Source organism: Streptomyces sp. ME19-01-6 (assembly GCF_033793745.1).
Taxonomy (GTDB): Bacteria; Actinomycetota; Actinomycetes; order Streptomycetales; family Streptomycetaceae; genus Streptomyces.
Genome location: NZ_JARAXF010000003.1, coordinates 513,268 through 538,957 on the forward strand (window position 1 = coordinate 513,268; position 25,690 = coordinate 538,957).

The following is a 25,690-nucleotide window of genomic DNA, read 5'->3' on the forward strand; positions in this document are numbered from 1 at the left end:
GCAAGGGGATTCCTGGCTCACGTCGCCCGCGGCCCTACGGACCGGCAGGTCTTACACGATCAACACCAGCCGGGTTGGAACCAGCCCGGTTTGGTACTGCAAGCAAAGGAGCTGCTGTGCCAGCTTGGTTCTCGCTCAGCACGTCAGAGATCGTACCAGCCGTCTCGTGGGCGGTCGTTCTCGGAGGTTCACGGTGACGGCGTACGAGGCCCACTTCAAGGTGTGGCGGGGCGACGTGGAAGGCGGCGGCCTGAAGGACTTCCACGTCGAGGTCAACGAGGGGGAGGTCGTTCTGGACATCGTCCACCGCATCCAGGCGACCCAGGCCCCGGACCTGGCGGTCCGCTGGAACTGCAAGGCGGGCAAGTGCGGCTCCTGCAGCGCCGAGATCAACGGGCGGCCCCGGCTGTTGTGCATGACCCGGATGTCGGTTTTCGGACGCGACGAGACGATCACCATCACGCCGCTGCGCGCCTTCCCGGTCGTACGGGACCTGGTGACCGATGTGTCGTTCAACTACGACAAGGCGCGCGAGGTGCCGTCCTTCGTACCGCCCGAGGGCCTGGGACCGGGCGAGTACCGGATGTGGCAGGAGGATGTGGGGCGGTCCCAGGAGTTCCGCAAGTGCATCGAGTGCTTCCTGTGCCAGGACACCTGCCATGTGGTGCGCGACTTCGAGGAGAACAAGCAGGTCTTCGCCGGGCCCCGGTTCCTGATGCGGGTCGCCGAACTGGACATGCACCCGCTGGACGCGGCGGCCGAGACCGGGATCGACCGCAAGCGCACGGCCCAGGAGGAGCACGGTCTCGGCTACTGCAACATCACCAAGTGCTGCACCGAGGTCTGTCCGGAGGGGATCAAGATCACGGACAATGCGCTGATCCCGCTCAAGGAGCGGGCGGTGGACCGTAAGTACGACCCGCTGGTGTGGCTGGGCAACAAGATCCGCCGCCGCGAGTCCTGAGGCCGAAGGCGGGGGTGGGCCGGGGGCCGTTCCCGGCCCGTCACCACATGCTCAGCAGCGCCTCCACCGAGTCCGGGCCCGACGACTGCCCGTTCGGCAGCGCCAGCTCGAACCAGACCGTCTTGCCGTGCGGCGTTCGCCGGCTGCCCCAGCCCGCGCTGAGCAGGCCGACCAGCTGCAGCCCGCGTCCGCCCTCGTCGGTGTCGCGGGCGCGGCGGCGCCGGGGCTGGACCAGGCCGCTGTCCCAGACCTCGCAGACCAGCGTGCGGTCCAGCAGCAGGCGCAGCCGGATCTCGCCCTCGCCGTACCGCAGGGCGTTGGTGACCAGCTCGCTCACCAGCAGCTCGGTGGTGTCCACCAGCTCGTCCATGCCCCAGGCCTCCAGCTGCTGCCGGGCCAGTTCACGGGCGCGGCCGACCGACTTGGGCTCGCTGGGCAGCTGCCAGTCGCCGACCGAGTCCGCCGACAGGCCCTGCATCCTGGCCATGAGCAGGGCGATGTCGTCCTCGCCGTGGTGGGTGTCCAGGGTGCTCAGAACGTGGTCGCAGACGTCCTCCAGGGACACCACGCTGTCCGGGGTGTTGAGGGCCGCGCGCAGGGCCTGCAGGCCCTCGTCCAGGGTGTGGTCGCGGGACTCGACCAGGCCGTCGGTGTAGAGGGCCAGCAGCGCGCCGTCGGGGAGCTCGACCTCGATCTCCTCGAACGGCTCGCCGCCGACGCCCAGCGGCATGCCGGGCGGGACCTCCATCAGCAGGGCGGGCTCGCCCGGTTCGACGAGGACAGGGGGCGGATGTCCGGCGTTGGCGAAGGTGCAGCGGCGGGTGACCGGGTCGTAGACGGCGTAGACGCAGGTGGCGAGGTACACCTCGGCCAGGCCCGAGAGGTCGGAGGAGCCGTCGGCGGCCTTGCCGCCGCGGGCCAGGGCGCGCGAGCCCGCCCGGCCTCCGGCGTGCGAGCCGCCGGGCGCGCCGAGCCCGCTGGCGATCTCGTCGAGCGCGGAGAGGACCTCGGCGGGTTCCAGGTCGAGCAGGGCCAGGGTCCGTACGGCGGTGCGCAGCTCGCCCATGGCGACGGCGGCGCGCAGGCCGCGGCCCATCACATCGCCGACCACCAGGGCCGTGCGGTGGCCGGGCAGCTCGATGACGTCGAACCAGTCGCCGCCCACCTCGGTCGCCGCGTTGCCCGGCAGATAGCGGCAGGCGATGTCGAGCCCGGCGGCCTCCGGGTCGCCGGGCGGCAGCAAGCTGCGCTGCAGTATCAGCGCGCGCTCGTGCTCTCTGCGGTAGAGGCGGGCGTTGTCGATGGAGACGGCCGCGCGGGCGGCCAGCTCGACGGCCAGGGCGGTGTCCCGCTCGCCGAAGGGCTCGCTGCCCTTGGTGCGGGAGAACTGGGCGAGGCCGACGACCGTGTCGCGCGCGACCATCGGCACCACCAGCGTGGACTGCAGCATCGTGCCCAGCTCGAGGCTCTCGCCGCTGTCCCGGCCGGGGACGACGCGGGCCCGGGCGGTGCGCAGGGCCACAGCGCTGGGCGAGTTGAAGGGGTAGCGGTGCACCTCGCCGACCTGGACGGGCTTGGTGACGCCGCCCGCTCCGTCGCCGCCGGCCAGGTAGCTGTCGCCGAAGCCGACCGGCCCGGCCGAGACGGCGCTGGCGAAGGCCACCCGGCGCAATTCGGCGCTGCCGTCGGCCAGTCCGGGCGGGGCCTCGTCGCCGGAGAGCAGCCCCTGGTAGAGGTCGACGGAGGCCAGGTCGCAGAACTGCGGTACGGCCACGTCCAGCAGCTCGCGCGCGGTGGTCTCCAGGTCGAGGGAGGTGCCTATTCGGGCCCCGGCCTCGTTGAGCAGCGCCAGGTTGCGGCGTACCCCCGCGGCCTCCTGCTCGGCGCGGCGGCGGCCGGTGACATCGGTGGCCAGCCCGGCGACGCCGATGGGCCGGCCCGAGCCGCTGTGCAGCCGGTACAGCGAGACCGACCAGCGGCGCCGCTCGGGGTTGCCGGGCACGGTGCCCACGATGGGCATATCGGTCAGCGGCTGCCCGCTGTCGAGGACTTGGCGCAGGGCTGCGGCGAGCCGGTCGGCTTCGCCGCGCGGGAGCAGGTCGTACGCGGAGGCGCCGCGATATGCCTCGGCGGGGCGGCCGAAAACGGTGGCAAACCGCTCATTGACGCGGAGCATGCGCAAATCGGTACCGAAGAGAAAGAAACCGAGCGGAGATTGACCGAAAACGGCCTGCGACGCGGCGAGGTCGGTCTCCAGCCCGCGCAGAGCCGTCACATCGACGGCGATACACAGGGCGGATCGCTCACCGCCCTCGGTCTCGGCCGGCATCACATAGACCTCGGCGATTCCGTGCCCGTGCGCCGCCTGGGGGTTGTGATACGGGACGAGGCCGGTCCACTCCCTGCCGTCGAGGATGTCGGCGACCGTACGGCGGCTGGCCTCGTGCAGCTCGGGCGGCACGAACGCCTCCACCGGGTCCTTGCCGATGGCCTGTTCGGCACTCAGCCCGAAGAGCTCGGTGGCACGCCGGCTCCACTGGGCGATCCGGCCGTCGGGCCCCAGCGAGAAGGAGGCGACCCGGATGTAGTCGTAGATGGAGCCGGGCGAGCTGCTCTGCCACACCGGCGGGGCGGAGGACAGGGGGGAATCCGGCAATCGGTACGGAACGGGCAAGGAAGAAGAGGCAGACACAGAAGATGAAGAGGGCGAGGGCGGCGAAGAAGATGAGGCGGACGAGAGGGGCGAACGCGACGATGAGGAAGTACGCGACTCCGGCGACATCTGCGAACCAACCGCCTCCTCGGGCATATCCGCCCCCGCTGGCTTCTCGCTCATGCGCCCGTCCCCTCCGGCTCAGGTGCTCCGACCGGCTCTCAGATAGCGAGTATCCAGCACCTCGGCCATCCGGAGTACGGTCTTCACGATCACAGCACTATCTCAGCCCGCGTTCGGGTTCGGTCCCAACTTTTTGACAAGCGCTCAAGATCAGTGCTCTCTCACACTCTTAACCGGGCAGAGCCAGCTCGAACCACACCGTTTTCCCGGCGACGTCACTCCGGGCGCCCCAGCGCAGCGCGCTGTGGGCCACCAACCGCAGACCGCGGCCGCCCTCGTCCTCCGGGGCGGCCACGCGCTCGCGCGGCGGATCGGCGAGCGGGTCGGAAACCTCGACCAGCAGGACCGGGCCCCCCACGGCGCGTTCGCGCCGGGCGTACATACGGACGCCGATCGGGCCACTGGCATGCCGCAGCGCATTGGTGACCAATTCACTCACCAGCAACACCGTCACATCGCACAGCGCCGCCAGGCCCCAGTGGTCCAGCGCCTCGCGCACCTGGGCGCGGACCACCCGCACGGCCCCGGGGTCGGCGGGGATAACCCACTCGACGGAGCCCGGCCGTTCGGGCCCGGCCCCAGCCGCTCCTGCGCTGTCCGTCACGCCGATCACTTCCCCCGACATGTCCAAGCCTCACCGGAATGTATGGATTCAGGGAGGTTAATCAGTACATACCCGATATCCGGGTCGGAGTACCGTCCACTGCCTTGAAGGGGCCTGGAGGGGCCTGAGGGATCCTGAGGTGTCCTGAGGTGCCCGTGAGCGCGGGGCGCGGGCCGCATGGGGCCGGAGGCGGGCCGTTAGGCCCTCAGCAGCCGCCGTACCGCCTCGGCCACCGCCGGACGGTCCTCGTCCAGCCAGTCGACCTCGTCCACGCGGTCGGGCGGGAGCCAGCGCAGCTCGTCGTGGTCCTCCAGCGGGCGCGGTTCGCCGGAGCGCAGCTCCGCGGTCCACACCTGCAGGACGTACCCGGGCTTCAAGGTCCACTCTCCGGGCAGCCGCTCCAGCGGCCGCACCTCGACACCCAGCTCCTCGCGCAACTCACGCACGAGGGTCTGCTGCGGCGTCTCGCCGGGCTCGGCCTTGCCGCCGGGCAGTTCCCAGCGGCCCGCGAGCTCGGGCGGGGCGCTGCGCCGCGCGGCCAGCAGCCGCCCCTGGTCGAACACCGCTCCGCCCACCACCACGCGCACCGTCATGCGCCGCACCCTACGGGAGTCTCCCAAGGGTGGCGCGGACGGTGAGAGGAGGCGGAAGAGGGGAATCAGCGGGCTTGGCGGGAGGCCGCGGTCCGCTCGACGACGTAGAGCTGCTCCTTGCTCTGCGAGTCGAGCCGCTCGGCCACTTCCTGGGCCTCGGTCTTGGTGGCGTAACGGCCGACGCGATAGCGGTTGCCGTTGTCGTCCTGGCGGATGACGAGCCATGGCAGGACGGCATTGCTGTCACTCATCGGTCCGCCCCCTCCAATCTGGCGCGCCCCCGCGCACGCCTCCGTGACTCCGGTAAGGAATTCCCGATCCGCATATGCCCGAGCCTACGCCCAACCTTCACGCACCGGATACGCCTTCTTACAACGAGGTACTCATCCGGCCATGCCGCCGGTCGTCGGCGGCGTGGCCGGTCGAGGTTTCGCCCCGCCAGGGCGGCACCTCGTCCGGCCCGCACCGGGTCAGACGCCCGCGGCCGCCTTCTCGCGCCGGTCGTCGTCCGCCTCGCCCGCGGCCTCGGCCTCGGCCTTGGCGGCGGCGGTCAGCTCCTGCTCGGCCTGCACCAGGGTCGGGTTGCGCCAGGCGCTGCTCACGCCCCAGGCGTAGAAGAACAGACCGATCACGGCCACGATCAGGATGTCCCAGCCCTCCGGCAGATAGCCGTGGCCGCCGTAATCCTTACCGCCGGCCCACGAGACCAGCGCCATGACCAGCAGGTACGACACCATCCAGGCGCCCGCCAGCAGGTGCGGCTTCAGCTCGGCCCACGGCTTGCGCAGCTCGTACCAGGCCCAGATCGGCAGGCCGATCGCCATGATGAAGATGACCTTGCCGGTCAGCGGCCAGCGGGCCCAATACAGGACGAGCGAGCCGAAGACCATCGCGACCGGCGCGATGATCGGCATCGCGCGCAGCTTCACCGGGCGCGGCAGGTCCGGGGAGAGGCGGCGCAGCGACATCACGGCGACCGGGCCGGTGATGTACGAGATGACGGTCGCGACGGAGACGATCTCGGCGAGCGAGCCCCAGCCGCGGAAGACCGCGAGGAACGCGAAAGCGATCACCAGGTTGAGCAGCAGCGCCGGGCGCGGGATGCCGGTCTTGGGGTCGACCTTGCCGAAGACCTTCGGCAGGTGGCCGTTCTCCTGCACACCGTGGATCATGCGGGAGGTGGTGGCGGCGTAGATCATGCCGGTGCCGGACGGGGAGATGAAGGCGTCCGCGTACAGCAGCAGCGCCAGCCAGTTCAGGCCCCAGGCCGTGGACAGGTCGGCGAGCGGGGAGTTGAAGGACAGGCCGGACCAGCCGCCGTGCGACAGGTCGGCGGCCGGGACCGCGCCCAGGAAGGCGACCTGCAGGGCGACGTAGATCACCAGCGAGATGATGATGGAGCTGATGACGGCCTTGGGCAGGGACTTGCCGGGGTTGCGCGCCTCGCCCGCCATGTTGAGCGGGGACTGGAAGCCGTTGTACGCCCAGACGATGCCGGAGACCGCGACGGCGGTGAACACCGAGCTCCAGCCGTTGGGGGTGAAGCCGCCGTTGTCGCTGTAGTTGCCGCTGTCGAAGTGGGCCAGCAGCAGGGCGCCCGCGGTCAGCGTCGGGACGACCACCTTGAAGACGGTGATCGCGGTGTTGGTCTTCGCGAAGAGGGTGATCGCGAACCAGTTGAGGAAGAAGTAGAAGACCAGCAGGACGGAGGCGAGGATGACGCCGGTTCCGGTCAGCTCCTTCCCGTCGTACAGGTGCTTCGCCCAGCGGAAGTCCCAGGAGCTCATGTACTGGATGGAGGCCGTGGCCTCACCCGGGATCACCGAGACGATGGCGATCCAGTTGGCCCAGGCGGCCAGATAGCCGGCGAGCGAGCCGTGCGAGTACTGCCCGTACCGGACCATGCCGCCGGCCTTGGGGAACATCGAGCCGAGCTCGGAGTAGGTCAGCGCGATGGTGAGTGCCACCGCGGCACCGATCACCCAGGCGAGAATAGCGGCGGGGCCGGCCAGCGACGCGGCTCGTTCGGCACCGAAGAGCCAGCCAGATCCAATGATGGAACCGAGGCCGACCGCGGTGAGCGACACCGTCCCGAGCGACCTTTTGTAATGCGAGTGGGAACCTTGTTCAGTGCTCAACGTCCCTGACACTCCCTTCGTCCCCATAGCTGTACCTGATGCAAACGGCCGTCATCGTACAAGCGAATTGAAGGGGTTCCTCATGGGTTTGAGCTGAGTTTGAGGTCCGGCTCTCACGGATGTCCTCGAAATGGCATCAGCGCAGGTCAATCACTGGTAAAATCCATGAGAAGCATAAGTCAAGACGCATCTGGCGGGCCCTTCGCGAAATCTTTACGGACCGGGCACGGGACTTATTAACCCCGTTCGTAATCGCCTATAACTCGCCAGAGAAGCGGCGACTCTTCCTCAATGTTCGTGCACAGATACCGCGAATGGGCCCGGATGGCTGGGTGACGCGAGTTGCGCACGATGTGCCGGTTTTCATGCAGCGGCCACGGACCTCAAATCCACCTCAAATTCCACCGAGCTCAAATGCAGCTCAAATCCATTCGTGAATGCCGGAGTTGAGGAATGGTCGGCAGTGGCATCCGCGAGCGGACAGGTCCGGCCCGGACCGTCACCGCACCGGGAGGTGGTACGCGACGCGATACCGCTCGGCCAGCACCACCACATCGGCCGTCTCGACGGGGCGGCCACCCGCGAAGTGCGTGCGCGAGATGACGAGTACGGCGTGACCCGGCACCCCGCCCAGCGTCAGCACCTCCTCCGCCCGGCCGGGCCGCGCGGAGACCTCCTCCGTCACGTTGTCCACCACGACGTCGATCGCGGCCATCCGCTCGACCACGCCGCGCCCCGCCAGCGGCCCCTCCTCGGGCAGCATGACGGGCGAGCGGCCGGTGATGGCGAGCGGCTCCCAGGACGTGGAGATCATCACCGCGTCCCCCGCGGCCCGGAACACATACCGGGTGCGCATGACCCGCTCACCTGGCTCGATGCCCAGCCGCTCGGCCGTCTCACGCCCGGCCCCCTCCCGCTCGCTGCCGGCCTCCCAGCTGCCGATGATCCGGTCATCGGCCTGCTCCTGGCGGAACGGGTCGGACTTACCACCGGCACGGAAGCCGGTGCGGACCAGGCGGCGCGGGACGGGCCGCGCGCGGACATACGTGCCCGAGCCGGAACGGCCCTCGACCAGCCCCTCGGCCATCAGCACCTTGCGCGCCTCGAGGGCGACGGTGTCGGAGACCCCGTACTCCTCACGGATGCGGGCCTGGGAGGGGAGACGGGTGTGCGGTGGCAGCTCGCCGGTGGTGATCTTCTTCCGGAGGTCGTCGGCGACTCGGAGGTATGCGGGCTGGTCACCAAAGGCCACGTGCGCTCCCCGTGGTTGACAGTCGGCAACAGCTTCGCAACCGAGGGTTGTCATTCGCAACTGAAGGCCAGAGCTTCACCAGAAGTAGTGAACTGCAGCTCAGAGACGTTTACTTCGACAACGACGCATAAGGCCGGTATCAATGGCGATCAACGCCCAGCACCGCTCACTGCCGTTCAGCGCCGTTCAACAGCCCGCCTCCAGGAGCCCGCCGTGCGCACTCGCCCCACCCCGCGGCAGCTGCCCGCCGCCCTCGCCCTGCTGCTGTGCGCCGCCTGCACCGGCGGCGCGGGGGCCACGGACGCCGCCGACCGTGCCCCCGGGGTCTCCGGGGCGCGGCCCGGCGCCGCCGGGGTCGGCGACCCGCTCTTCCCGAAGCTCGGCAACGGCGGCTACGACGTGTCCCGTTACCGCCTCACTCTCGACTACGCCCCCGACTCCCACCGCCTCAAGGGCACCGCCGAACTCACCGCCCGCACCACGCGCGCCCTGACCTCCTTCCACCTGGACCTCGCCGGGCTGCGGGTGCGCGAGGCCACGGTCGACGGCCGACCCGCGAAAACCGCGCGCACCGGCACAGAGCTGACGCTCACCCCCGCCGCCGCCCTCCCCAAGGGCCGTACGTTCAAGGCCACGGTCGTCTACGACGGCGAGCCGAAGACCATCTCGGACCCGGACGGCTCGGAAGAGGGCTGGATCAAGACGGCCGACGGGGCCGTGGGCGTCGGCGAGCCCACCGGCTCCATGACCTGGTTCCCGGGCAACCACCACCCCTCCGACAAGGCCGCGTACGACATCACCGTCACCGTCCCCCAGGGCTACACCGCCGTGTCCAACGGCGATTTGACGCTCCGGACCGAACACGGCGACCACACCACCTTCCGCTGGCACACCGACGAGCCCATGGCGAGCTATCTGGCCACCGTCGCCATCGACGACTTCGACATCCACACCACGACCACCGACGGCACACTCCCCCAGTACGTCGCCGTCGACCCCGAACTCGCCGACCGGGCCACCGACGTCCCCGATCAGGTCACCGAGGTCATCGACTGGCAGACCCGGACCTTCGGCCCGTACCCCTTCTCCTCCACCGGCGCGATCGTCGCCGACCTGCCCGACCTCGGCTACGCCCTGGAGACCCAGACCAAGCCGCTCTACCCGTCCCCGCCCAGCGAGCCGCTGCTCGTGCACGAGCTCGCCCACCAGTGGTTCGGCAACTCCGTGACGCCCCGGACCTGGAAGGACATGTGGCTCAACGAAGGGTTCGCCACCTACGCCGAGTGGCTGTGGGAGGAGGACCACAACGGCCGCACCGCCCAGGAGGTCTTCGACGACTTCTACGACGGCACGGACGACGAGAGCGAGGGCATCTGGGACTTCCCACCCGCCGGCCCGCCCAGTGCCGGCCGGATCTCGGACCCGCCCGTCTACGGACGCGGGGCGATGGTGCTGCACAAGGTGCGCGAGGCCGTGGGCGACAAGACCTTCTTCACCATCCTGCGCGCCTGGACCCGGGACCACCGCCACGGCAACGCCGACACCGCGCAATTCATCGCGCTGTGCGAGAAGAAGTCGGGCAAGGACCTCGAGGACCTCTTCGACGTCTGGCTGTACGCGGACGGCAAGCCGAAGAAGCCGTGACGCGATCAGCCCACTGGTCCGTCACCACCCTCGTCGTCGCCGTCGCCTGGGCCCCGGCCGACGACGCCAATCCGGTCGTCCAGGACTTCGTCCGCTGTTGTCCGGGCGCCGGGGACCCGGCCCCGGCCCCGGCCTGAAAAGTTTTAGATCCGCTTAAAGGCCCTCCGGCACCTTGACCCCTACCCAAATCCGTAAGAGTCATGAAAAACGGGACGCAAGGGGAGTGGGGGGCAATGGGGGAGCAGACCAGACGTTCCGTGCTGCGCTCGGCGGCGGCGGTCGGTACCGGGATCGGTATCTCGGCCGCCGGGGCCGCGGGGGCGGCGGAGGCCCAGGCAGCGGGCGCGGCGCACCACCCGCTGGGGCGGGAGGCCACCTGTCCGCCGCCGCTCGGCCCCGTGCGGGTCGGCAGCAAGGATCAGCGCTACTAGCTGGTGCGTCGGGGCACCGACGCGCGCTTCACCGGATCGCCCGATCAGGTGCGCCTCGTGGGCAGCACCGGGCAGGTGGAGGAGGCGGTGCGGGACGCGGTGCGCGGCGGCCTGCGCGTCGCGGTGCGCAGCGGTGGGCACTGCTTCGAGGACTTCGTCGACAATCCCGAGGTCCGGATGATCATCGATATGTCCGGAATGACGGCTGTCTACTTCGACCCGGGGCGCAACGCCTTCGCGGTCGAGGCGGGCGCCACGCTCGGGGAGGTGTACCGCAGGCTGTACCTGGGCTGGGGCGTGACCATCCCCGGCGGCTGGTGTCCCTCGGTGGGCGTCGGCGGCCATGTGCAGGGCGGTAGCTTCGGCACGCTGAGCAGACTGCACGGGCTCACCGTCGACCACCTGTAGGGGGTCGAGGTCGTCACCGTGGACGGCGGCGGGCGGGTGCGCACGGTCGTGGCCACCCGCGAGGACGGCGACCCACACCGGGATCTGTGGTGGGCGCACACCGGAGGCGGCGGCGGCAACTTCGGGGTGGTGACCCGCTACGGTTCCGCTCCCCCGGCGCCGGCGCCGGCGCCGGCGGCGCGGCCCCGGCACGGCTGCTGCCGAACCCGCCGCGGCACGTGCTGACGTTCAGGGCGGCGTGGCGCTGGGAGGACCTCGACCGGGCGGCGTTCACCCGGCTGATGGAGAACCACGGCGCCTGGGTCGAGGCCAACAGCGACGCCGACTCGCCCGCCGCCGCGCTGCACTCCGACCTCCTCATGATGCCGGCCCAACTGGCCGGCCCGTCCATGATGGGCCAGGTCTCCGTCGAGTCGGGCGCCGAACGGTTGAAGTCGGCCTACGCGAAGAAGACGCTCAGCCGCGCCCAGATCGAGGCGGCGTTCTCGCACCTGAGCGAGACCGACCCGGACCGCGTATCGGGCGTGATGACCCTGTCGACGTACGGCGGCAGGGTGGGAGACGTCGCCCCGGATGCCACCGCGTACGCCCACCGGGGGACCCGCATCAAGATCGGGTACGTGGCGGTCTGGCCCAGCCCCTCGGAGGCCGACGCGTTCGAGGCGGGTGTCAGGAACTTCTACCGGGCTGTGTACGCCGACACGGGCGGTGTCCCCGTTCCGAATGAGATCAACGACGGGGCGTACATCAACTACCCCGACGCCGACCTGCGGAACCCGGCCTGGAACACCTCGGACACACCGTGGCATTACCTCTACTACAAGAACAACTACCGGCGTCTGCAGCGGGTGAAGGCACAGTACGATCCCGAACGCCTTCCGCCACAGCCTGTCCATCGAGCCGGCCTGAACCCGTCGGCACGGCGCCGCCCGCGAGCGGGCGTGCGTCACTCGGGCGCAGGGGCCAGATCGAGCCGGACGGGCTCGTCGCGGTCGCAACGCAGGACGCCGTCGACGACTCGTGCGGCAGCGACCTGGAGTGAGGAGCGGCGGGTGGCTCGGGTGCCGTCGTCCTCGGTCTCGGTGCGTCCCGGGTGCGTGAAATAGAAGATGTAGGCCGTGTCCTCCTGGACGACCACATCGGCGTGCAGGCCGATGGTCCCGTCGTCGGGGCGGCTGCCCGGCTCGTCCAGGATGAGCCCCTGGTGTTTCCAGGTGGTCAGGTCGTCCGACCGCAGTACGCCCTGTCCGCGCCACTCGTCGACGAGCATCCAGTAGTGCCCGCCGAGTTCGAAGACGTTGGGGCCCTCGTGCGGACGGTGGCCGACCGCGAGGCCGGTGGGCCGCCAGTGGTAGAGGTCGGGGCTGTCGGCCGCGCAGGTGATCGAGCCCCGGGTCTCGTCCTTGAACCACATCCGCCAGCCACCGGCCGGCATCGGGAACACGCATGCGTCGATGACCCGGTCGGAGTCGAGGTCCAGGGCGCCGTGATGGGCCCAGTCCAGCAGGTCGGGGCTGGTGTAGTGCCGGATGCGGGCGGGGCCGGTCCAGGAGTCCGGCACTCCACGGAGGTAGCTGACGTACAGGTGGTACAGCCCGTCGTGCCAGATGATCTCCGGCGCCCAGAAGGTGTTCCTCCCCCACTCGGTCTCCAGACCCGTGAGGGTGCCCCGGTACGTCCAGGTACGGCCACCGTCCGCCGAGGCGGCCACGCCCAGGTCGGTGCCGTGCACCCAGGCGACTCCGGGGCCGGGGGCGGTGGTGCGGCGGTTGGTGTAGATCAGCCACCATTCGCCGCACTGACGGTTCCAGACGGCGACGGGGTCGGCGGCTCCGTCGTATACCGGGTCACGGAAGAGGGGGGCGCCCGCAGGGATCACAGGGGTCTCCATTGTGTCTGGACGAGGCTGGGAGGGAACTTGGGAGTATGCCAGGGGCGCCCGGTGGCGACGTCAGCCGCCGGTCGACTCCCGGATGACCACCGAGAAGCCGCCGACGGATTCCTCGTGCCGGACGGCGGGCTCGGTCTGCTCGATGAGCCTGGTCAAAAGGTCGACGGCACTCGGCCATGCCGTCGTCGTCCGGTCGACGGTGGAGAGGGAGGGGATGAAGAACTCACCCTCCGTGACGTTGTCGAAGCCGATCACCTTCACCTGATCGGGCACCCGGATGCCGGCGTCGGCCAGGCCCCGCAGCACCCCCATGGCCAGGGAGTCGGTCACGCAGAAGAAGCCGTCGACGTGTGGCGCTTCAACGGCGAGAAGCAGGGTTCGGGCGCCCGGTACGGCCTCGCCAAGGACTACTCGCAGGACTCCATTCGGCAAGGTGAAGGTGTACGGCCTGAACGCCACGGGCATGGGGGGGGGCTTCTCCCAGCTCATGTGGATGACCGCGTCGGCCGGCGGAAGCTTGTTCGCAGACGACCTGGCCACCGTGGACTTCTCCTCGCCCGAGGCGCTCAAGGGGCTGCGGTGGTACTTCGACTACGCGAAGGCCGACATCGGCCCGAGTCTCGTCAACCCCAACCCCGACGGCTGGGACGGGCCGACCTACCCGGCGAGCCGGATGGCTTCCGGCAGTTCTTCACCAACATGCCCAGGGAACTCGAGGAGGCCGTGATCATCGACGGCTGCGGGCAGATCCGCATCGTCACGGGCACGGCCACGGGGTGGGCAGGTCGACCAGGAGGAGGTCGTCACGGCAGAGCGTCAGGTCGAGCGGCCTGCGAAGCGCCTCCGCGCCGCCGGAAGAGCCGCAAGCGCACACGGCTACAGGCCGATGACCCGCACCCGCTGCCCACACAGCTTGACCATGTCGTCGGCATCGGACGTGAGCACCGCCACCGGCCCCGGCAGGCGCAGCGCCACCTCGGCGACCATGGCATCGATGGCGTACTTGTGCCCGTGCAGCCCGGCTCCCCTCAGGAGTTGGGCGCTGCTGCGGGCTCTGTCCTTCGTCACCGCCTCTACCCGGATGCGGGACAACAACCAATTCAGCCGAGCCATGTCCAGGCCACCGTACGAAACCTCGATGATCGTGGCAGCCGACATGGCGACATCGACCCCGTCGCGCTCCGCCTGCTCCAGGAGTCGCATCACCTTGCGGTCCTGGTCGACCCATGAGGAGAAACCCTGCGAGTCGAGAACCAGGAATTCGATGTTCACGCCGCGCGCTCCGCCTCCTCCTCGGTTCCGTGCAGGAGCGCGCGGGCCTCGGCCATCTCCTCATCGGTGAACGCCCCGAGTTCCCCTTGATAGCGATCCAGCTCCTCTCGAAGGAGCCTGCGCCGCTCGGCCCGCTCGGCCAGCTCGGTGATGTAGCCGGAGACGTTGTCCGTGTGCGCCTTCATACTCTCCAGCAGCTCTGCCGGCAGCGTGATCGTGACCTTCTTCGTCTTCGCCATACCGCAACCATACCAAGGTGTTACCAGAGTTACGCAGGTGAGCACCCGACGGTCAACCCGCGCCCCGTCGACGGGCCCACAGCACGGCGAACACGATCGTGCACGGCGCGCAGAGTCCGCGCCGGTCAGGGCGCGAAGAAGGTGCTGGACAGGGCGACGCAGACGGCGGTGCCTACGAAGACACTGAGCAGGGCGTTGCCGATCGATCCGCTGCCGGCCATCGCCAGGGACGCCGGTGTGGGTCCGGCCCCTCTACCGGCACTTCCCCACCTACGAGGACCTGCTGGCCGCCGCGCTGGAGGTGCGCGGCGACGCGCTGATGGCCGAGCTGCAGCGTCTGCGGGGCATCAGCGATCCCGACGAGGGCCTGCGTGGGTGGCTGCGGGCGCTGGAGGAATGCCTCGGCGCGTTCAGCGGGCTCCCCGATCCGCTCATCGGGGCACTCGCCTCACACGATTCCCCGCTCGCCGTCCCGCATCCCGGCACGGGAAAGACCTAGGGGCCCGACCCCGAAGAGTCGAACCCCTTCTGACCTGCATGTTTGCCAGATCAGCGACGTAGTGGCATGTCGCCCACTACACGTTGAAGCGGAACTCCACCATAAGGCTCTGACCTGCGGAAATGCCCGCGCATCCAGCACCGATCCAGCACGGTCGCCACGACGAAGTGCGAGAAGACTCAAGGTCACCAAACGTACCCGACAACACCCGCGCATGTATGAAGTCTGCGAGCGCCCGCTCCCTGCCGGCTTACAAGACATGCTGCGCACCCGCCCCGAGCACGCCCCACGAGCAGCTTCTGTGAGGAGACCCCACTCTTGGCACCAACGAAAGCACCTCCGACCAATGCGTGAGCAAGGACATCAGCAATGCCTGTTCTCGCCGGCCGGAGGCACTTTCTCTGTGTCGGGGCTACGCCGACGATTACCCGCATGGAAGCCCGATGTCAGTTGTAGACGTTGAATTCTGCGACTGACCACCAGCTACGCGCAACATTGTCGGTGTTGACGACCTTGATGTAGCGAGCTGTCTGCTTGGGGAAGGAAATAAGGTGGACTCGTTGGCCGTCCGCTACGGAAGAGACCTTGGTCCAGTCGGTTCCATCCGTGGACACATACACGTCTGCGCTCCGCGCATAGTCGCTGACACTGCCGCCGACATCCAACACAATCTTGTCGAAGGTCTGCGTCTGCCCCATGTCCACTTGGATCCAGAGGCCGTCGTACTGCCCTGTTCCGGAGCTGTACCGAGTATCGGAATTACCGTCCAGCATGTTTCCGGGCGCATCCCACTGGCTTGCGTCCGAAGCCTTTGCGGTCCAACCCGTCCGCGGCAGCGCAGGACCAAGATCTATGACGTCGAACGATGATCCACCTGCGTCTGCTCCGCTGGCCCCCTTCACGGAAACCGTGACCTTCCCCGCTGGAAGTCCCTTCGGAACGTAGGCGCTGATGCCCGTGTCCGACCAGGTGTCTATTTCGGCATAGCTTGATCCGAAATACACCGTGCCCAGCCCCTGTGCATCACCGAAACCAGAACCGCGAATCGTGAACTTGGAGCGCGGCATGCCTCGCTCCGGCTTCAGATCGCTGAACGTCGGCGATGGGAAGCTCGACAGCTTCATGGTCGTGAACATCGCCGAGGTGCCGCCCGGCAGCGTATAGGTGTACGACCCGTCGGTGGATATCTTGAAGCTCTTGCTGTCGGTGGTCCCGTTGAATACTGCGGTGACCTGCTCCCCTTCCTTGCTGGTCCAGTTCTTCAGCTGGAGGCCGTTCGATACCGCTGCCGGAGCTGTGATCGAGCCGGCTCCACGCGCAGACCCGTACACCTCGATGTCGCCGATGGACCACCAGAAGCCGGAGGCAGCAGTACTGACGATGCGAATGTGCTGTGCCGTTCGGGTCGGCAATGTGACGGCAATCTTGCCAATGCCTCCGCTACCACTCGCAATCGCGCTGCCCCAATCGGCACCATCGTGCGAAACGTAGATCTGATACTTGGTGACGTAGTCGAACGAGTTTTTCACGCCGGTGTCGATGACGATTTTGTTGAAGCTCGTGGGGCTCCCCAGGTCGATCTGGAACCAGTCGCCGCTCGTGGGTCCGTGCCCGAGATTCCACCGCGTGTCGATGTCGCCGTCGATCGCGTTCGCGGCCACACCCCAGTCCGCCTGCGCCGAAGCCGTGGCGGTCCACTTGCTGCGGCTCAGCGCCCTTCCCATCGTCTCGACGGAAGCTCCGATCGGCAGGGAGTACGTGACCAGCTTGTTTCCGGTGCGGATGGAGTTCTGGTAGGGCAGCAGTTCCGGGGCGTACGTGACGGTGACCGGGCCGGATGCCGACGTGAAGGTGAAGTCGTGTGTCGGGTCCGAGACCTTGGTCGCTGCGGGGGTACGGCCGCTCTGTACAGGTCCGGAGTACGTGAAGGTGACGGCGTCGCCGGCGTTCAGGGTGTAGTCGAACGAGTGTGTCCCGTCCGCGACGCTGAAGGTTTTCGCGGCGCTGCCCGAGTTGTGGGCGATCAGGACCTTCGATCCGTCCGGGTTCTGGAACGCGACGTTCTCTATGCCGCCTTCCCCGAAGGTGTTCGAGTAGATCCGGCGTGCTCCGGGCCTGACGAACCTGCTGGCGTGAGCGAGGGCGTGGTAGTCCACGTTGTAGGTCACCCGCCCGTCGGCCGGGTCGATCGTGAGCAGGCCCCGAAGCATGGGTATACCGGCGGTGTCACTGTTGAGCGGGCCCCGATCGGGGTCGAGTGCGATGTTCCAGAGCATCACCCCGTTCGCCCAGTTGCGCGTGCCGTTGATGATCCACGTGCCCAGTGCTTCGCTGAACGCCGTCTGGTCACTGTCCTGCCAAACGCCTCCGGTGGCTTCCGTGATGAAGGTTTCCTTGCTCGGGTAGTCGTTGTGGACCACTGTCTGGTACTTCGGGTTGCCGCTGTAGATGTGCCACCCGGTTCCCGCGGTGTACTTGGAGGCTGCGGGGTCGCTGAAGATCGTCTCCGGATACGAGGGCACGTCCCAGTTGTGGTCCCAGGCCAGGATCTTCGTGGAGATTCCGTTGGCTTCGAACGCCTTGCCGATCTCCTGGATCAACTCGGCTTCCTGGTACGCGGACAGGAACATCCCGGGCCAGGTGGGAGTACCCATGGGTTCGTTCTGCGGGGAAATGTAGGAGATGGGCACGCCGGCTTCGCCACAGGCGTGGATGAACCTGACGAAGTAGTTGGCCAGCGCGGAGGTGTACTCGCTCTTCAGGGTGCCTCCGATCATGGAGTCGGAGGTCTTCATCCAGCCCGGTGGGCTCCACGGGTTGGCCATGATCTTGATGGACGGATTGAGTGAGAGGGCCTGCCGCAAGGCCGGAATGATGTACGGCACGTCGTGCTCGATGGAGAAGTTGGACAGCGTCGGGTCCGATTGGCCGGCGGGCATGTCGTTGTAGGAGTAGTTCCCGGACGCGTTGAAATCCGTGGCGCCCATCGGGGAGCGGAGCAGGCTGAGACCGATTCCCTTCGAGGGATCGAACAGCTTCTTCATCAGCTTGGTCCGCTCGGCGGTGGACAGCTTGTCGATGAGCCAGGCGGAGGAGTCGGTCATGGCCGCACCGAAGCCTTGGACCTTTTGGTACTTGACGCTGTCGTCGATCTTGATGGTGAGCGGGTTGGCCGTTCTCCTCGCCTTGAACAGCACATCGTCCTGGCCGGCGACCCATTTGCCGGCCGATACGTCCGTCAGCCACACACGGACGGAATTGCCACGTGCGGCCTGCTTCAGTTGCGGGGCGGCGATGGCGTTCCCGGAAACCGAGGTCCAGGCGGCGGCGACACCAACAGCGGTGGCCAGGAACTGGCGTCGTCCGAGACCGTATGAGCTCATGGAAGATCCTCCTTCGGACCTGCTTGGTCAGTACTTGGAAGAGGGGGTGGGACACATGCCGAGGTGGGGGATCGACCGGTTGGAGTCGGTTCTACGGCGACGTCGGAGCCGGCTCTGCGGCGCCGGTGCTCGGCTCCTTGATCACGAGCGGGTGCAGTTCCCAGGCGTCGACCGCGAAGCCGAGGCGCGTACCCGGGGCGGTGCGGGCCTGAAGTCGCCACGGGCTCTGCCCTGTGGGATAGCAGCGCAGGGTGAGGACCTGGCCGGTGGTGATCAGGAAGATTTCGACGATGGAGTGGTCGACGACCACGCGCAGGTCGACCGGCTGACCAGAGGGGCAGGGCATCCGGTAGGAGCCACCGTGGGCCCGGCTGTCCAGTGAGGCGTGGTCACGGTCGACGACCAGTTCGCCCGCGTCGGCATCGAGGCGGATGTCAAGGTACTCGGAGCCGTCCGGGGTGGTGAGCAGCCGTAGACCGGCGTTTCCGGCGGTCTGCTCCAGGCGGGCCGTCAGGTCGAAGGCGCGGCCCACGCTGCCGAGGTCCACCGGCTGCGGGCCGTGCGTCGCGCCTTCGGCGTGGATGGTGTGCTCGCCACGCAGGGCGAGCAGTTCGGTGGCGGGCTGCTGGCGCAGTGTGCCGTCGTCGTGGACGTGGATCTCGCGGGGCAGGGTGAGGACCCCGGCCCATCCGTCCGCGACGGCCCAGGCTTCGTCGCGGGCTTCCCACGACCAGCCCCACAGCAGCCACCGGTCGCCCGGTGCCCGCAGCAGGGCGGGCGCGTAGCAGTCGGGGCCGTGGTCGGCGGGTACCGCTGGGCCGGCCTCGAAGTGGCTGTCATGCTCTTCGCCGATCAGGGCTGCGACGCGCATCGGGCCGGTGGGTTCGGTCCAGGTGCTGAAGATGAGGGCGCCGGGTCCGTCGGCTGCCGGGAGGTACTGGGGGCATTCCCAGCCATCGCCGGTGAGCTCCTCGGTGCCGCCGACGGGCTCCGGGCGGCGGGCTGCGAAGGGCCCCCGGTAGGTCCAGTTCTCCAGGTCGGGTGAGTCGTAGAGAAGGGCGGCGGCGCGGCCGTCCGCGAGGGCGGCGCCGACCAGCATCCGCCAGCCGTCGCCGTCCTGCCAGACGTACGGGTCGCGGTACATGGTGCAGCCCTCGGGCAGCTCGGGGATGAGCAGTTCGCCGCGCGGGCGGAAGCTGTTGCCGCCGTCGTGGGAGACGGCGCAGGTGACCGGCTGGTGCTGGAACGAGCGGTCCTCGCGGTGCGCGGAGTAGAAGGCGACCAGCCGGTCGCCGTCGGAGACGGCGTTGCCGGAGAAGCAGCCGTCGGCGTCCACGCCATCGGGGTTCGGGGACAGGGCGATCGGCAGCGGCTCCCAGGTCAGCAGGTCGGGGCTGCGGAAGTGGCCCCAGTGCATGTTCGCGTGGGTCGCGCCGTACGGGTTGTACTGGTAGCACACGTGGTAATGGCCGTCATGGAAGACCAGCCCGTTGGGGTCGTTGATCCAGTTGCGGGGCGGCCGCAGGTGCGCCACGGGGCGGTGCGGATCTCGGGGTGTGGTGGACACACGCGTGCCTTTCGGTGTTTCAGATGGAACCCGCCCCGACGGCCCTCGATTTGGCGGGGCGGCAGGCCGGCGGGGCGGGGGTCTTCGAGCCCGTATGCGGGCTACAGGTCCAGATACGGGGTTCAGGTCCCGATGCGGAATCCCGCGCTCAGCTGCTGCTCCCGCCGTGAGCTGGGGCCGACGCGGAGCATGAACTCACCCGGTTCGACCACTCGGCGGTTGTCCGCGGTGACGAGTGAGCAGTGAGTGGCCGGGATGTTGATGGTGGCGTCCAGGCTTTCGCCGGGAGGGATCTCGACCTGGGTGAAACCCTTCAGCTCCTGCTCGGCCCAGGTGACGCTGGTGGTCAGGTCGCTGACGTATGCCTGGACCGTTTCCAGGGCCGGACGGCTGCCGCTGTTGGTGAGGCGCACCGTGGCGTCGACGGTGCCGTCGGCAGGGACGTCCGGGTCGTGCACGACGAGGTCGGAGTAGGTGACGGTGGTGTAGGTGAGGCCCTCGCCGAACGCGAACAGGGGGTCTTGGGTGAGGTCCGCGTAGCGGTTGCCGTGCTGGCCTCGCACCTGGTTGTAGAAGACCGGTTGCTGTCCGACGTGGCGTGCGAAGGAGAGTGGGAGCCGGCCGCTGGGTTCGATGAGTCCGAGGAGGAGTTCGGCGATGGCGCGGCCACCGCGCATGCCCGGGTTGAACGCCTCGATGAGGGCTGCCGCGTTCAGTACCGACTCCGGGAGCGTGCTCGGCTTGGACTGGGCGAGTATGACGATCATGGGTGTGCCGGTGGCGGCGACCGCGTCCAGCAAGGCGATCTGGCCTCCTTGGAGGTCGAGTGTGGCCGTCGAGCGCACCTCGCCGGTGAGGGCGATGGTGTCTCCCACGACCACGACGGCGTAGTCGGCGGCCGCTGCTGCGGCGACAGCCTCCCGAAGCTGCGCATGGTCGACCGGGGCGGGGGTGAAAACGGGCGGCAGTGGCTGACCGTCGGGCCCGGTGGACCATTCGGGGGCATGGGTGGGGCTTGCTATGTCGGCTCCGCGGGCGTGCGTGACGGTCCAGTCGGCGGGTGCGACGGCGCGAAGACCGTCGAGCACCGTCTCCACCGTCTCGCGGGGATGGCCTTCGGGCATCCACGGGACCTGACCGGTGGCGCCCGCCCAGTCGCCGAGCATGGCTTCCGTGCTGTCGGCGTTGGGGCCGATGACCGCGATCGTCCGCGGTGCGCCCTGGCTCGCGGCGCGGCCGGTTCCGTCCGAGGTCAGCCCGCCTTCGAGGGGCAGGACCCCCTCGTTGCGCAGCAGCACCAGGGAGCGCCGGGCGGTCTCGAGGTTGAGGTCGGCGTGTTCACGGCAGCCGATCACCTGCGCCTGCCGCTCGGGGTCGGGGGTGCGGGGGTCCTCGAAGAGCCCGAGCTCGAACTTCAGCCGCAGAACCCGCCGTACCGCGTCATCGATCTGTTTCTCGTCGACCAGGCCGCGGGCGACCGCCTCCTGCGCGCCCTCGAAGAACTGCGGCGTGGCCATGATGAGGTCGTTCCCGGAGTTGACGGCGACCGCCGCCGCCTCGGCGTAGTCGGCGCAGGTTCGCTGGTCGTAGACCATCCGGCCGACGTTGTCCCAGTCGGTCACCAGCGTCCCGGTGAAGCCCCACTCCCCCTTGAGCACATCGTTGATCAGCCACTGGTTCGCGGTGATGGGCACGCCGTCGATCGACTGGTAGCCGAGCATGAAGCCGCGGCAGCCGGCCCGGGCCGCCTGCTCGAACGGGGGCAGGAACCATGAGCGCAGCTTGCGTGGGCTGAGATCGGCTTCGCTCGCGTCGCGGCCGCCCAGGGTTTCGGAGTAGCCCGCGAAGTGCTTGGCGTATGCCAGCACGGCTGTCGGGTCGCTGAGGCCCTCGCCCTGGTAGCCGCGCACCATTGCCGCGCCGAGTTCGCCGATCAGGAAGGGGTCCTCACCGAACGTCTCGTTGATCCGGCCCCAGCGCAGGTCCCGGGTGATGCACAGCACCGGGGAGAACGTGCCGTGGATTCCGGTCGTCGCGATTTCGGTCGCGGACGCGCGGGCCACCCGGTGGAGCAGAGCGGGGTCCCAGGTGCAGGCCATGGCCAACTGGGTCGGGAAGATGGTCGCGCCGGGCCAGAACGAGTGGCCGTGGATGGCGTCGTCGGCTGTCAGCAGCGGAATGCCGAGCCGTGTCCGCTGGGCCATTTTCATGGCCTCGGGCATCCGTTCGGGAGTCACATGCAGAACGGACCCGGCCAGCTTGGTCGACAGGATGTCCACCAGGTCCCCGTGTTGGGCGTCGAGCATCAGCAACTGCCCGACCTTCTCCGGCAGGGTCATCCGGGACAACAAGTCGTCGATTCTCGCTTCCACGGCCGCTTCCGGATCCAGGTACACGGCAGAGTGGACCGGCTGTCCCACGGTGTTCTCCAAGAGATGAGTCGTCACAGATCAGAGAGTTGATGGGCGACGCGAGGGCCTCGTCGCGCGCACGCTGCCGCCCTGCGCGGCGGGGCTCGTGTGCCGTCTGTCCGCCGCCCCGGGCGGGACCAGCACGGCATGGGGCGGCGGGGTGGGAGCCGGGGTGTCACTTCAGGCCGGTGGTGGCGATGCCGGCGATGAACTGGCGCTGGAAGAGGAGGAAGACGATCATCACCGGCAGCAGGACGATCACGGCGCCGGCGAGCAGGATGCCGAAGCGGGTGAAGGACTGTCCGCTGCTGGCCAGGGCGAGGCCGACGGGGAGGGTGTACTGGCTCTCGTTCTGGGCCACGACCAGGGGCCACAGGAAGTTGTTCCAGGAGCCGAGGAAGGTGATGATCCCGAGGGTGGCGAGGGCCGGCTTGGTCAGCGGAAGGATGATCTTCGCGAAGATGGCCAGTTCGCGGCAGCCGTCGACGCGGGCGGCGTCGATCAGCTCGTCGGGCAGGGTGGAGATGAACTGCCGCATCAGGAACACCCCGAAGGGGCCGGCCAGGAACGGCAGGATCAGCCCGAGCATGGACCCGGTCAGCTGCATGTTGGACACCAGCACGTACAGGGGAACGAAGGTGACCAGGCCGGGGATCATGAGCGTCCCCATGACCAGCAGGAAAACGGCGCGCTGTCCGCGGAACTCCAGCTTGGCCAGGGCGTATCCGAGCATCGAGCAGAAGATGAGGTTCCCGGCGGTGACGGCGAGGGCCACGATCACGGAGTTGGCGAACATGCTCGTGAAGTCGAGCGTGCTGAACAGCTCACCGTAGTTGGCGGTCGTCGGCGCCGTGGGGAGCAGGACCGGCGGGACGCTGCGGATGTCGGCCTCGGGTTTGAAGGAGCCGGAGAGCATCCACAGGAACGGCGCGATCATCAGCAGCAGGGCGCCCGCGAGCGGCAGATACAGCCAGGGCTGACCCCAGGTCTGGCGGATGCGGCGACGCTTGAGGACGCGGTCCGTGCCCGGTTGTGCCGTGGGGAGGGTGGAGAGGGTGCTCATGGGTCGTCAGTCCTTGTCTCGCAGCACGCGGAACTGCAGCACGGTCAGCGCCACGATGAGGACGAAGATGACGTAGCTGGCGGCCGACGCCATCTCGTAATTGCCGTTGCCGAACTGTTTGTAGGCGTACAACGTGGCCGACAGGGTGGAGTCCAGCGGTCCGCCGCCGGTCATGACGAACGGTTCGTCGAAGAACTGCAGGTAGCCGATGCCGGTCGTGACGGCGGTGAGCAGCAGGGCGGGACGCAGGAGCGGGAAGGTGACGCGCCAGAACCGCTGCCAGGGCCCGGCGCCGTCGAGTTCGGCCGCCTCCATCAGCGACTGGGGCACGGACTGCAGACCCGCCAGCATGATGATCATGACAGTGCCGAGGTTGCGCCACACCGCCATCACGATCATGACGGGCAGGGCGAAGCGGGTGTCCGCCAGCCAGGCCGGGCCGTCGATCCCGAACCAGCCCAGGACGAGGTTCACCAGTCCCGCGCGGGGTTCCAGGAGCGTCTTCCACACCACGGCGACGGCCACGATGCTGGTGATCACCGGGAGGTAGAAGCCGACCCGGAAGACGGCCCGGAAGCGGCGGATGCCTCGGTCGAGGGCGACCGCCGCGGCGAGCCCGGCGGCCAGGGTCAGCGGCAGGGCCACCAGGACGAACACGGCGGTGTTGCGCAGAGCTGTGAAGAACTGATCGTCCTGGAAGAGCCGCACGTAGTTGTCGAAGCCGACGAACGAGACGTTCAAAGGGGTGCGCAGGTCGGCGCTCTGTGTGTCGGTCAAACTCATCAGCAGCGACCACACCACCGGCAGCAGCATGAAGGCCGCGAACAGCGCGAGGAAGGGCCCGGCAAGGATCCAGGCGGCCCGGGCCTGCCTGCCGCGCGCCGGGCTCCGGAACGGGAGGCGCCGGCGATCGGCACTCCGCTCCGGCCCGTCGGTGTTCTGCTTGCCGGTGTCGCCCCGCCCGGGGAGCGTATTCGTGGACATGGATGTCATCCCTGCCTACGAGGGGTGCTCATCGCGGCGGCGCTCATCGGCCGGTGCCGATGCTGGTGGCCTTGGACTGCAGCGTCTTCTGCACCTCGGCGACGCTGGCCTTGCCGAGGATCAGCTTCTCCAGTTCGGAGTCGATGGCGTCGGCGATCTGCTGCCAGGTCGTGATGGCCGGCGGCGCCTTGCTGACCTCGAGCTGCTCGGCGAACGCCTTCATGTTCTCGTCCTCGGTCAGCTTGCCCTCCGTCCACGCCTGGGGCGCGGGGGGCAGGCTGCCGGTGGCCTTGGAATAGGCCGCGAGATTGGCAGGCTCGGTCAGGAACTGGGCGAACTTCCATGCCGCGTCGGGGTTCTTGGCGTCCTTGAACACCGCCAGGTCGCTGCCGCCGGCGAACCCGGAGGGCTGCTCGGAGTACGGCACCGGCATGGTCTTCCACTTGCCGTCCAGTTCCGGGGCGTCCTTGTGGAAGCTGCCGCCGGCCCACGCACCCTCCTGGTAGACGGCAGTCAGCCCGTCCCGGAAGTCCTGCACGTTGTCCGCCCTGTCGGTCGGCGCGAGGCCCTGCTTCGGGACGCTCGCGTAGTACTCCAGCGCCTTGGCGACCTCGGGCGAGTCGAAGGTGAACTTCCCGGTCTTGGCGTCGTAGATGTCACCGCCCTGCTGCCACACCATCGGCACCCAGAAGATCCAGGAGTTGAAGCCCATCACCAGCCCGCTGGCGTGGCGCAGCTTGGGGTTCTCCTTGCCGGCGGTGGCCTGAATGGCCTTGAGGTCCTTCAGGAATCCGGCCCGGTCGCCGGCCAGGGCGCCCTTGATGCCGGCTTTCGTGGTGATGTCGGTCCGGTAGTAGATCGCTTGGGTGTCGGCGATGAACGGGACGCCGTAGGAGGTGTCCTTGTACTTGGTGGTGCCCCACTGGCCGGGGTAGAAGTCCGACGACTTGATCGACGCCGGGGTGGCCTGGAAGGCGTTCATGGCGGCCATCTCGGCCATCCAGGTGCTCCCGACCATGGAAAGGTCCGGTGTGTTGCCGCCGGCGACCGCGGTGGTCAGCTTGTCGTGGGCGGCGCTCCACGGGACCGCTGTGATCTTGACGGTCGCGTCCGGGTTCTCCTGCTCGAACTTCTTCGCCAGGTCCTTCAGGTCCTCGTCGGGGTCGCCCATGGACCACATGACCACCGTCCCCTTGGCCTTGCCCGCGGCAATCTCGGCGGGTGCGTCCTTGCCGGGGCCGGAATCCTCGCTCCGGCCGCAGCCGGTGGCCACCAGGGCTGCCGTGACGGTGACGCACAGGATCTGGACGGTTCTGACAGCGTGACGGGTAGTGATACGCATGGTGCGGCTCCTTGCCGTTGGGCGATACAGGCGCGGGGGGCTAAGGGTGAGAGCGGGCGGACGCCCGGATGGGCCGGCGCACGGGTGGGGACCGTCCGCGGTGACAGCGGCATCGGCGGTCAGCCGCAGGGCGCGGCTGGAGCATCCGACGCGGAGTGGGTAGGGGCCG

At 68.6% G+C, this 25,690-nt stretch carries 23 protein-coding genes and 1 pseudogene; 8 read left to right on the forward strand and 16 right to left on the reverse strand.

The window, feature by feature from the left end:
* The first annotated feature begins 193 nt into the window (after nt 1–193).
* Nucleotides 194–964, forward strand: coding sequence for a succinate dehydrogenase/fumarate reductase iron-sulfur subunit (locus tag PV419_RS08940; RefSeq protein WP_319687262.1), 771 nt, complete (start codon nt 194–196; stop codon nt 962–964).
* 40 nt (nt 965–1,004) lie between these two features.
* Here PV419_RS08940 and PV419_RS08945 read toward each other — a convergent pair whose 3' ends face one another.
* The 6 genes from PV419_RS08945 to PV419_RS08970 form a co-directional block, all read right to left on the reverse strand.
* Nucleotides 1,005–3,800 carry a SpoIIE family protein phosphatase gene (locus tag PV419_RS08945; RefSeq protein ID WP_319687265.1) on the reverse strand — a complete coding sequence of 932 codons (2,796 nt, stop codon included), beginning with the start codon at nt 3,798–3,800 and terminating at the stop codon, nt 1,005–1,007.
* A 169-nt stretch (nt 3,801–3,969) separates the two neighbouring features.
* Nucleotides 3,970–4,413: an ATP-binding protein gene (locus tag PV419_RS08950; RefSeq protein ID WP_319687565.1), complete on the reverse strand. Its 444-nt coding sequence runs from the start codon at nt 4,411–4,413 to the stop codon at nt 3,970–3,972.
* A gap of 188 nt (nt 4,414–4,601) precedes the next feature.
* Nucleotides 4,602–4,997: a (deoxy)nucleoside triphosphate pyrophosphohydrolase gene (locus PV419_RS08955; protein WP_319687267.1), complete on the reverse strand. Its 396-nt coding sequence runs from the start codon at nt 4,995–4,997 to the stop codon at nt 4,602–4,604.
* Nucleotides 4,998–5,062: 65 nt separating this feature from the next.
* Complete coding sequence (locus PV419_RS08960) at nt 5,063–5,248, reverse strand: SPOR domain-containing protein (protein WP_319687269.1); 186 nt, start codon at nt 5,246–5,248, stop codon at nt 5,063–5,065.
* Between the two features lie 219 nt (nt 5,249–5,467).
* On the reverse strand, nt 5,468–7,162 hold the full coding sequence (locus PV419_RS08965; protein ID WP_319687271.1) for an APC family permease: 1,695 nt from the start codon (nt 7,160–7,162) through the stop codon (nt 5,468–5,470).
* A gap of 472 nt (nt 7,163–7,634) precedes the next feature.
* A complete protein-coding gene (locus PV419_RS08970) occupies nt 7,635–8,387 on the reverse strand; it encodes a GntR family transcriptional regulator (protein ID WP_319687273.1) in 753 nt (250 codons plus the stop codon).
* A 213-nt stretch (nt 8,388–8,600) separates the two neighbouring features.
* On the opposite strand from PV419_RS08970, the gene PV419_RS08975 reads away from it, so the two are divergent.
* The 5 genes and pseudogenes from PV419_RS08975 to PV419_RS08995 all read left to right on the forward strand — a co-directional run.
* On the forward strand, nt 8,601–10,031 hold the full coding sequence (locus PV419_RS08975; protein ID WP_319687274.1) for a M1 family metallopeptidase: 1,431 nt from the start codon (nt 8,601–8,603) through the stop codon (nt 10,029–10,031).
* Nucleotides 10,028–10,168 (forward strand): hypothetical protein, encoded by a 141-nt coding sequence (locus PV419_RS08980; protein ID WP_319687276.1) that lies wholly within the window; start codon nt 10,028–10,030, stop codon nt 10,166–10,168. Before PV419_RS08975 ends, PV419_RS08980 begins: the two co-directional genes overlap by 4 nt.
* Before the next feature lie 96 nt (nt 10,169–10,264).
* Nucleotides 10,265–10,462, forward strand: coding sequence for a hypothetical protein (locus tag PV419_RS08985; RefSeq protein ID WP_319687278.1), 198 nt, complete (start codon nt 10,265–10,267; stop codon nt 10,460–10,462).
* A gap of 57 nt (nt 10,463–10,519) precedes the next feature.
* Nucleotides 10,520–10,870 (forward strand): FAD-binding protein, encoded by a 351-nt coding sequence (locus tag PV419_RS08990; protein WP_319687280.1) that lies wholly within the window; start codon nt 10,520–10,522, stop codon nt 10,868–10,870.
* A 527-nt stretch (nt 10,871–11,397) separates the two neighbouring features.
* Nucleotides 11,398–11,694, forward strand: a pseudogene (locus PV419_RS08995) (FAD-linked oxidase); the annotation flags it as partial.
* 122 nt (nt 11,695–11,816) lie between these two features.
* Here PV419_RS08995 and PV419_RS09000 read toward each other — a convergent pair.
* Together PV419_RS09000 and PV419_RS09005 are read right to left on the reverse strand one after the other, a co-directional pair.
* Complete coding sequence (locus tag PV419_RS09000; protein ID WP_319687283.1) at nt 11,817–12,749, reverse strand: glycosyl hydrolase; 933 nt, start codon at nt 12,747–12,749, stop codon at nt 11,817–11,819.
* Between the two features lie 72 nt (nt 12,750–12,821).
* Nucleotides 12,822–13,193 carry a substrate-binding domain-containing protein gene (locus PV419_RS09005; RefSeq protein ID WP_319687285.1) on the reverse strand — a complete coding sequence of 124 codons (372 nt, stop codon included), beginning with the start codon at nt 13,191–13,193 and terminating at the stop codon, nt 12,822–12,824.
* Between the two features lies 1 nt (nt 13,194).
* Here PV419_RS09005 and PV419_RS09010 point away from each other — a divergent pair, with 1 nt between their 5' ends.
* The gene (locus PV419_RS09010; RefSeq protein WP_319687286.1) at nt 13,195–13,488 is read left to right on the forward strand and encodes a hypothetical protein; all 294 of its coding nucleotides are present in this window, start codon (nt 13,195–13,197) and stop codon (nt 13,486–13,488) included.
* Between the two features lie 149 nt (nt 13,489–13,637).
* On the opposite strand, the gene PV419_RS09015 is transcribed toward PV419_RS09010, so the two are convergent.
* Nucleotides 13,638–14,033 carry a PIN domain-containing protein gene (locus tag PV419_RS09015; RefSeq protein ID WP_319687287.1) on the reverse strand — a complete coding sequence of 132 codons (396 nt, stop codon included), beginning with the start codon at nt 14,031–14,033 and terminating at the stop codon, nt 13,638–13,640.
* Nucleotides 14,030–14,272 (reverse strand): hypothetical protein, encoded by a 243-nt coding sequence (locus PV419_RS09020; RefSeq protein ID WP_319687289.1) that lies wholly within the window; start codon nt 14,270–14,272, stop codon nt 14,030–14,032. Before PV419_RS09020 ends, PV419_RS09015 begins: the two co-directional genes overlap by 4 nt.
* Nucleotides 14,273–14,507: 235 nt before the next feature.
* On the opposite strand from PV419_RS09020, the gene PV419_RS09025 reads away from it, so the two are divergent.
* A complete protein-coding gene (locus PV419_RS09025; RefSeq protein WP_319687291.1) occupies nt 14,508–14,771 on the forward strand; it encodes a hypothetical protein in 264 nt (87 codons plus the stop codon).
* A gap of 446 nt (nt 14,772–15,217) precedes the next feature.
* On the opposite strand, the gene PV419_RS09030 is transcribed toward PV419_RS09025, so the two are convergent.
* From PV419_RS09030 to PV419_RS09055, 6 genes are all read right to left on the reverse strand, one after another.
* Nucleotides 15,218–18,154, reverse strand: coding sequence for a discoidin domain-containing protein (locus tag PV419_RS09030; protein WP_319687293.1), 2,937 nt, complete (start codon nt 18,152–18,154; stop codon nt 15,218–15,220).
* A gap of 91 nt (nt 18,155–18,245) precedes the next feature.
* Nucleotides 18,246–19,721 carry a glycoside hydrolase family 32 protein gene (locus PV419_RS09035; RefSeq protein WP_319687295.1) on the reverse strand — a complete coding sequence of 492 codons (1,476 nt, stop codon included), beginning with the start codon at nt 19,719–19,721 and terminating at the stop codon, nt 18,246–18,248.
* Nucleotides 19,722–19,843: 122 nt separating this feature from the next.
* Complete coding sequence (locus PV419_RS09040) at nt 19,844–22,141, reverse strand: glycoside hydrolase family 3 N-terminal domain-containing protein (RefSeq protein WP_319687566.1); 2,298 nt, start codon at nt 22,139–22,141, stop codon at nt 19,844–19,846.
* 166 nt (nt 22,142–22,307) lie between these two features.
* Nucleotides 22,308–23,195 carry a carbohydrate ABC transporter permease gene (locus tag PV419_RS09045; protein ID WP_319687296.1) on the reverse strand — a complete coding sequence of 296 codons (888 nt, stop codon included), beginning with the start codon at nt 23,193–23,195 and terminating at the stop codon, nt 22,308–22,310.
* A gap of 6 nt (nt 23,196–23,201) precedes the next feature.
* Nucleotides 23,202–24,188 (reverse strand): carbohydrate ABC transporter permease, encoded by a 987-nt coding sequence (locus tag PV419_RS09050; protein WP_415925262.1) that lies wholly within the window; start codon nt 24,186–24,188, stop codon nt 23,202–23,204.
* Between the two features lie 34 nt (nt 24,189–24,222).
* Nucleotides 24,223–25,521 (reverse strand): extracellular solute-binding protein, encoded by a 1,299-nt coding sequence (locus PV419_RS09055; RefSeq protein WP_319687300.1) that lies wholly within the window; start codon nt 25,519–25,521, stop codon nt 24,223–24,225.
* Between the last annotated feature and the right edge of the window lie 169 nt (nt 25,522–25,690).

Excerpts from the sequence above, each read along its gene's own strand:
- PV419_RS09030 (WP_319687293.1), bottom strand. The coding sequence starts at position 18,154 with ATGAGCTCATACGGTCTCGGACGACGCCAGTTCCTGGCCACCGCTGTT.
- PV419_RS09050 (WP_415925262.1), bottom strand. The coding sequence starts at position 24,188 with ATGACATCCATGTCCACGAATACGCTCCCCGGGCGGGGCGACACCGGC.
- PV419_RS08945 (WP_319687265.1), bottom strand. The coding sequence starts at position 3,800 with ATGAGCGAGAAGCCAGCGGGGGCGGATATGCCCGAGGAGGCGGTTGGT.
- PV419_RS09055 (WP_319687300.1), bottom strand. The coding sequence starts at position 25,521 with ATGCGTATCACTACCCGTCACGCTGTCAGAACCGTCCAGATCCTGTGC.
- PV419_RS08965 (WP_319687271.1), bottom strand. The coding sequence starts at position 7,162 with ATGGGGACGAAGGGAGTGTCAGGGACGTTGAGCACTGAACAAGGTTCC.
- PV419_RS09020 (WP_319687289.1), bottom strand. The coding sequence starts at position 14,272 with ATGGCGAAGACGAAGAAGGTCACGATCACGCTGCCGGCAGAGCTGCTG.
- PV419_RS08985 (WP_319687278.1), top strand. The coding sequence starts at position 10,265 with ATGGGGGAGCAGACCAGACGTTCCGTGCTGCGCTCGGCGGCGGCGGTC.
- PV419_RS08955 (WP_319687267.1), bottom strand. The coding sequence starts at position 4,997 with ATGACGGTGCGCGTGGTGGTGGGCGGAGCGGTGTTCGACCAGGGGCGG.
- PV419_RS08960 (WP_319687269.1), bottom strand. The coding sequence starts at position 5,248 with ATGAGTGACAGCAATGCCGTCCTGCCATGGCTCGTCATCCGCCAGGAC.
- PV419_RS09045 (WP_319687296.1), bottom strand. The coding sequence starts at position 23,195 with ATGAGCACCCTCTCCACCCTCCCCACGGCACAACCGGGCACGGACCGC.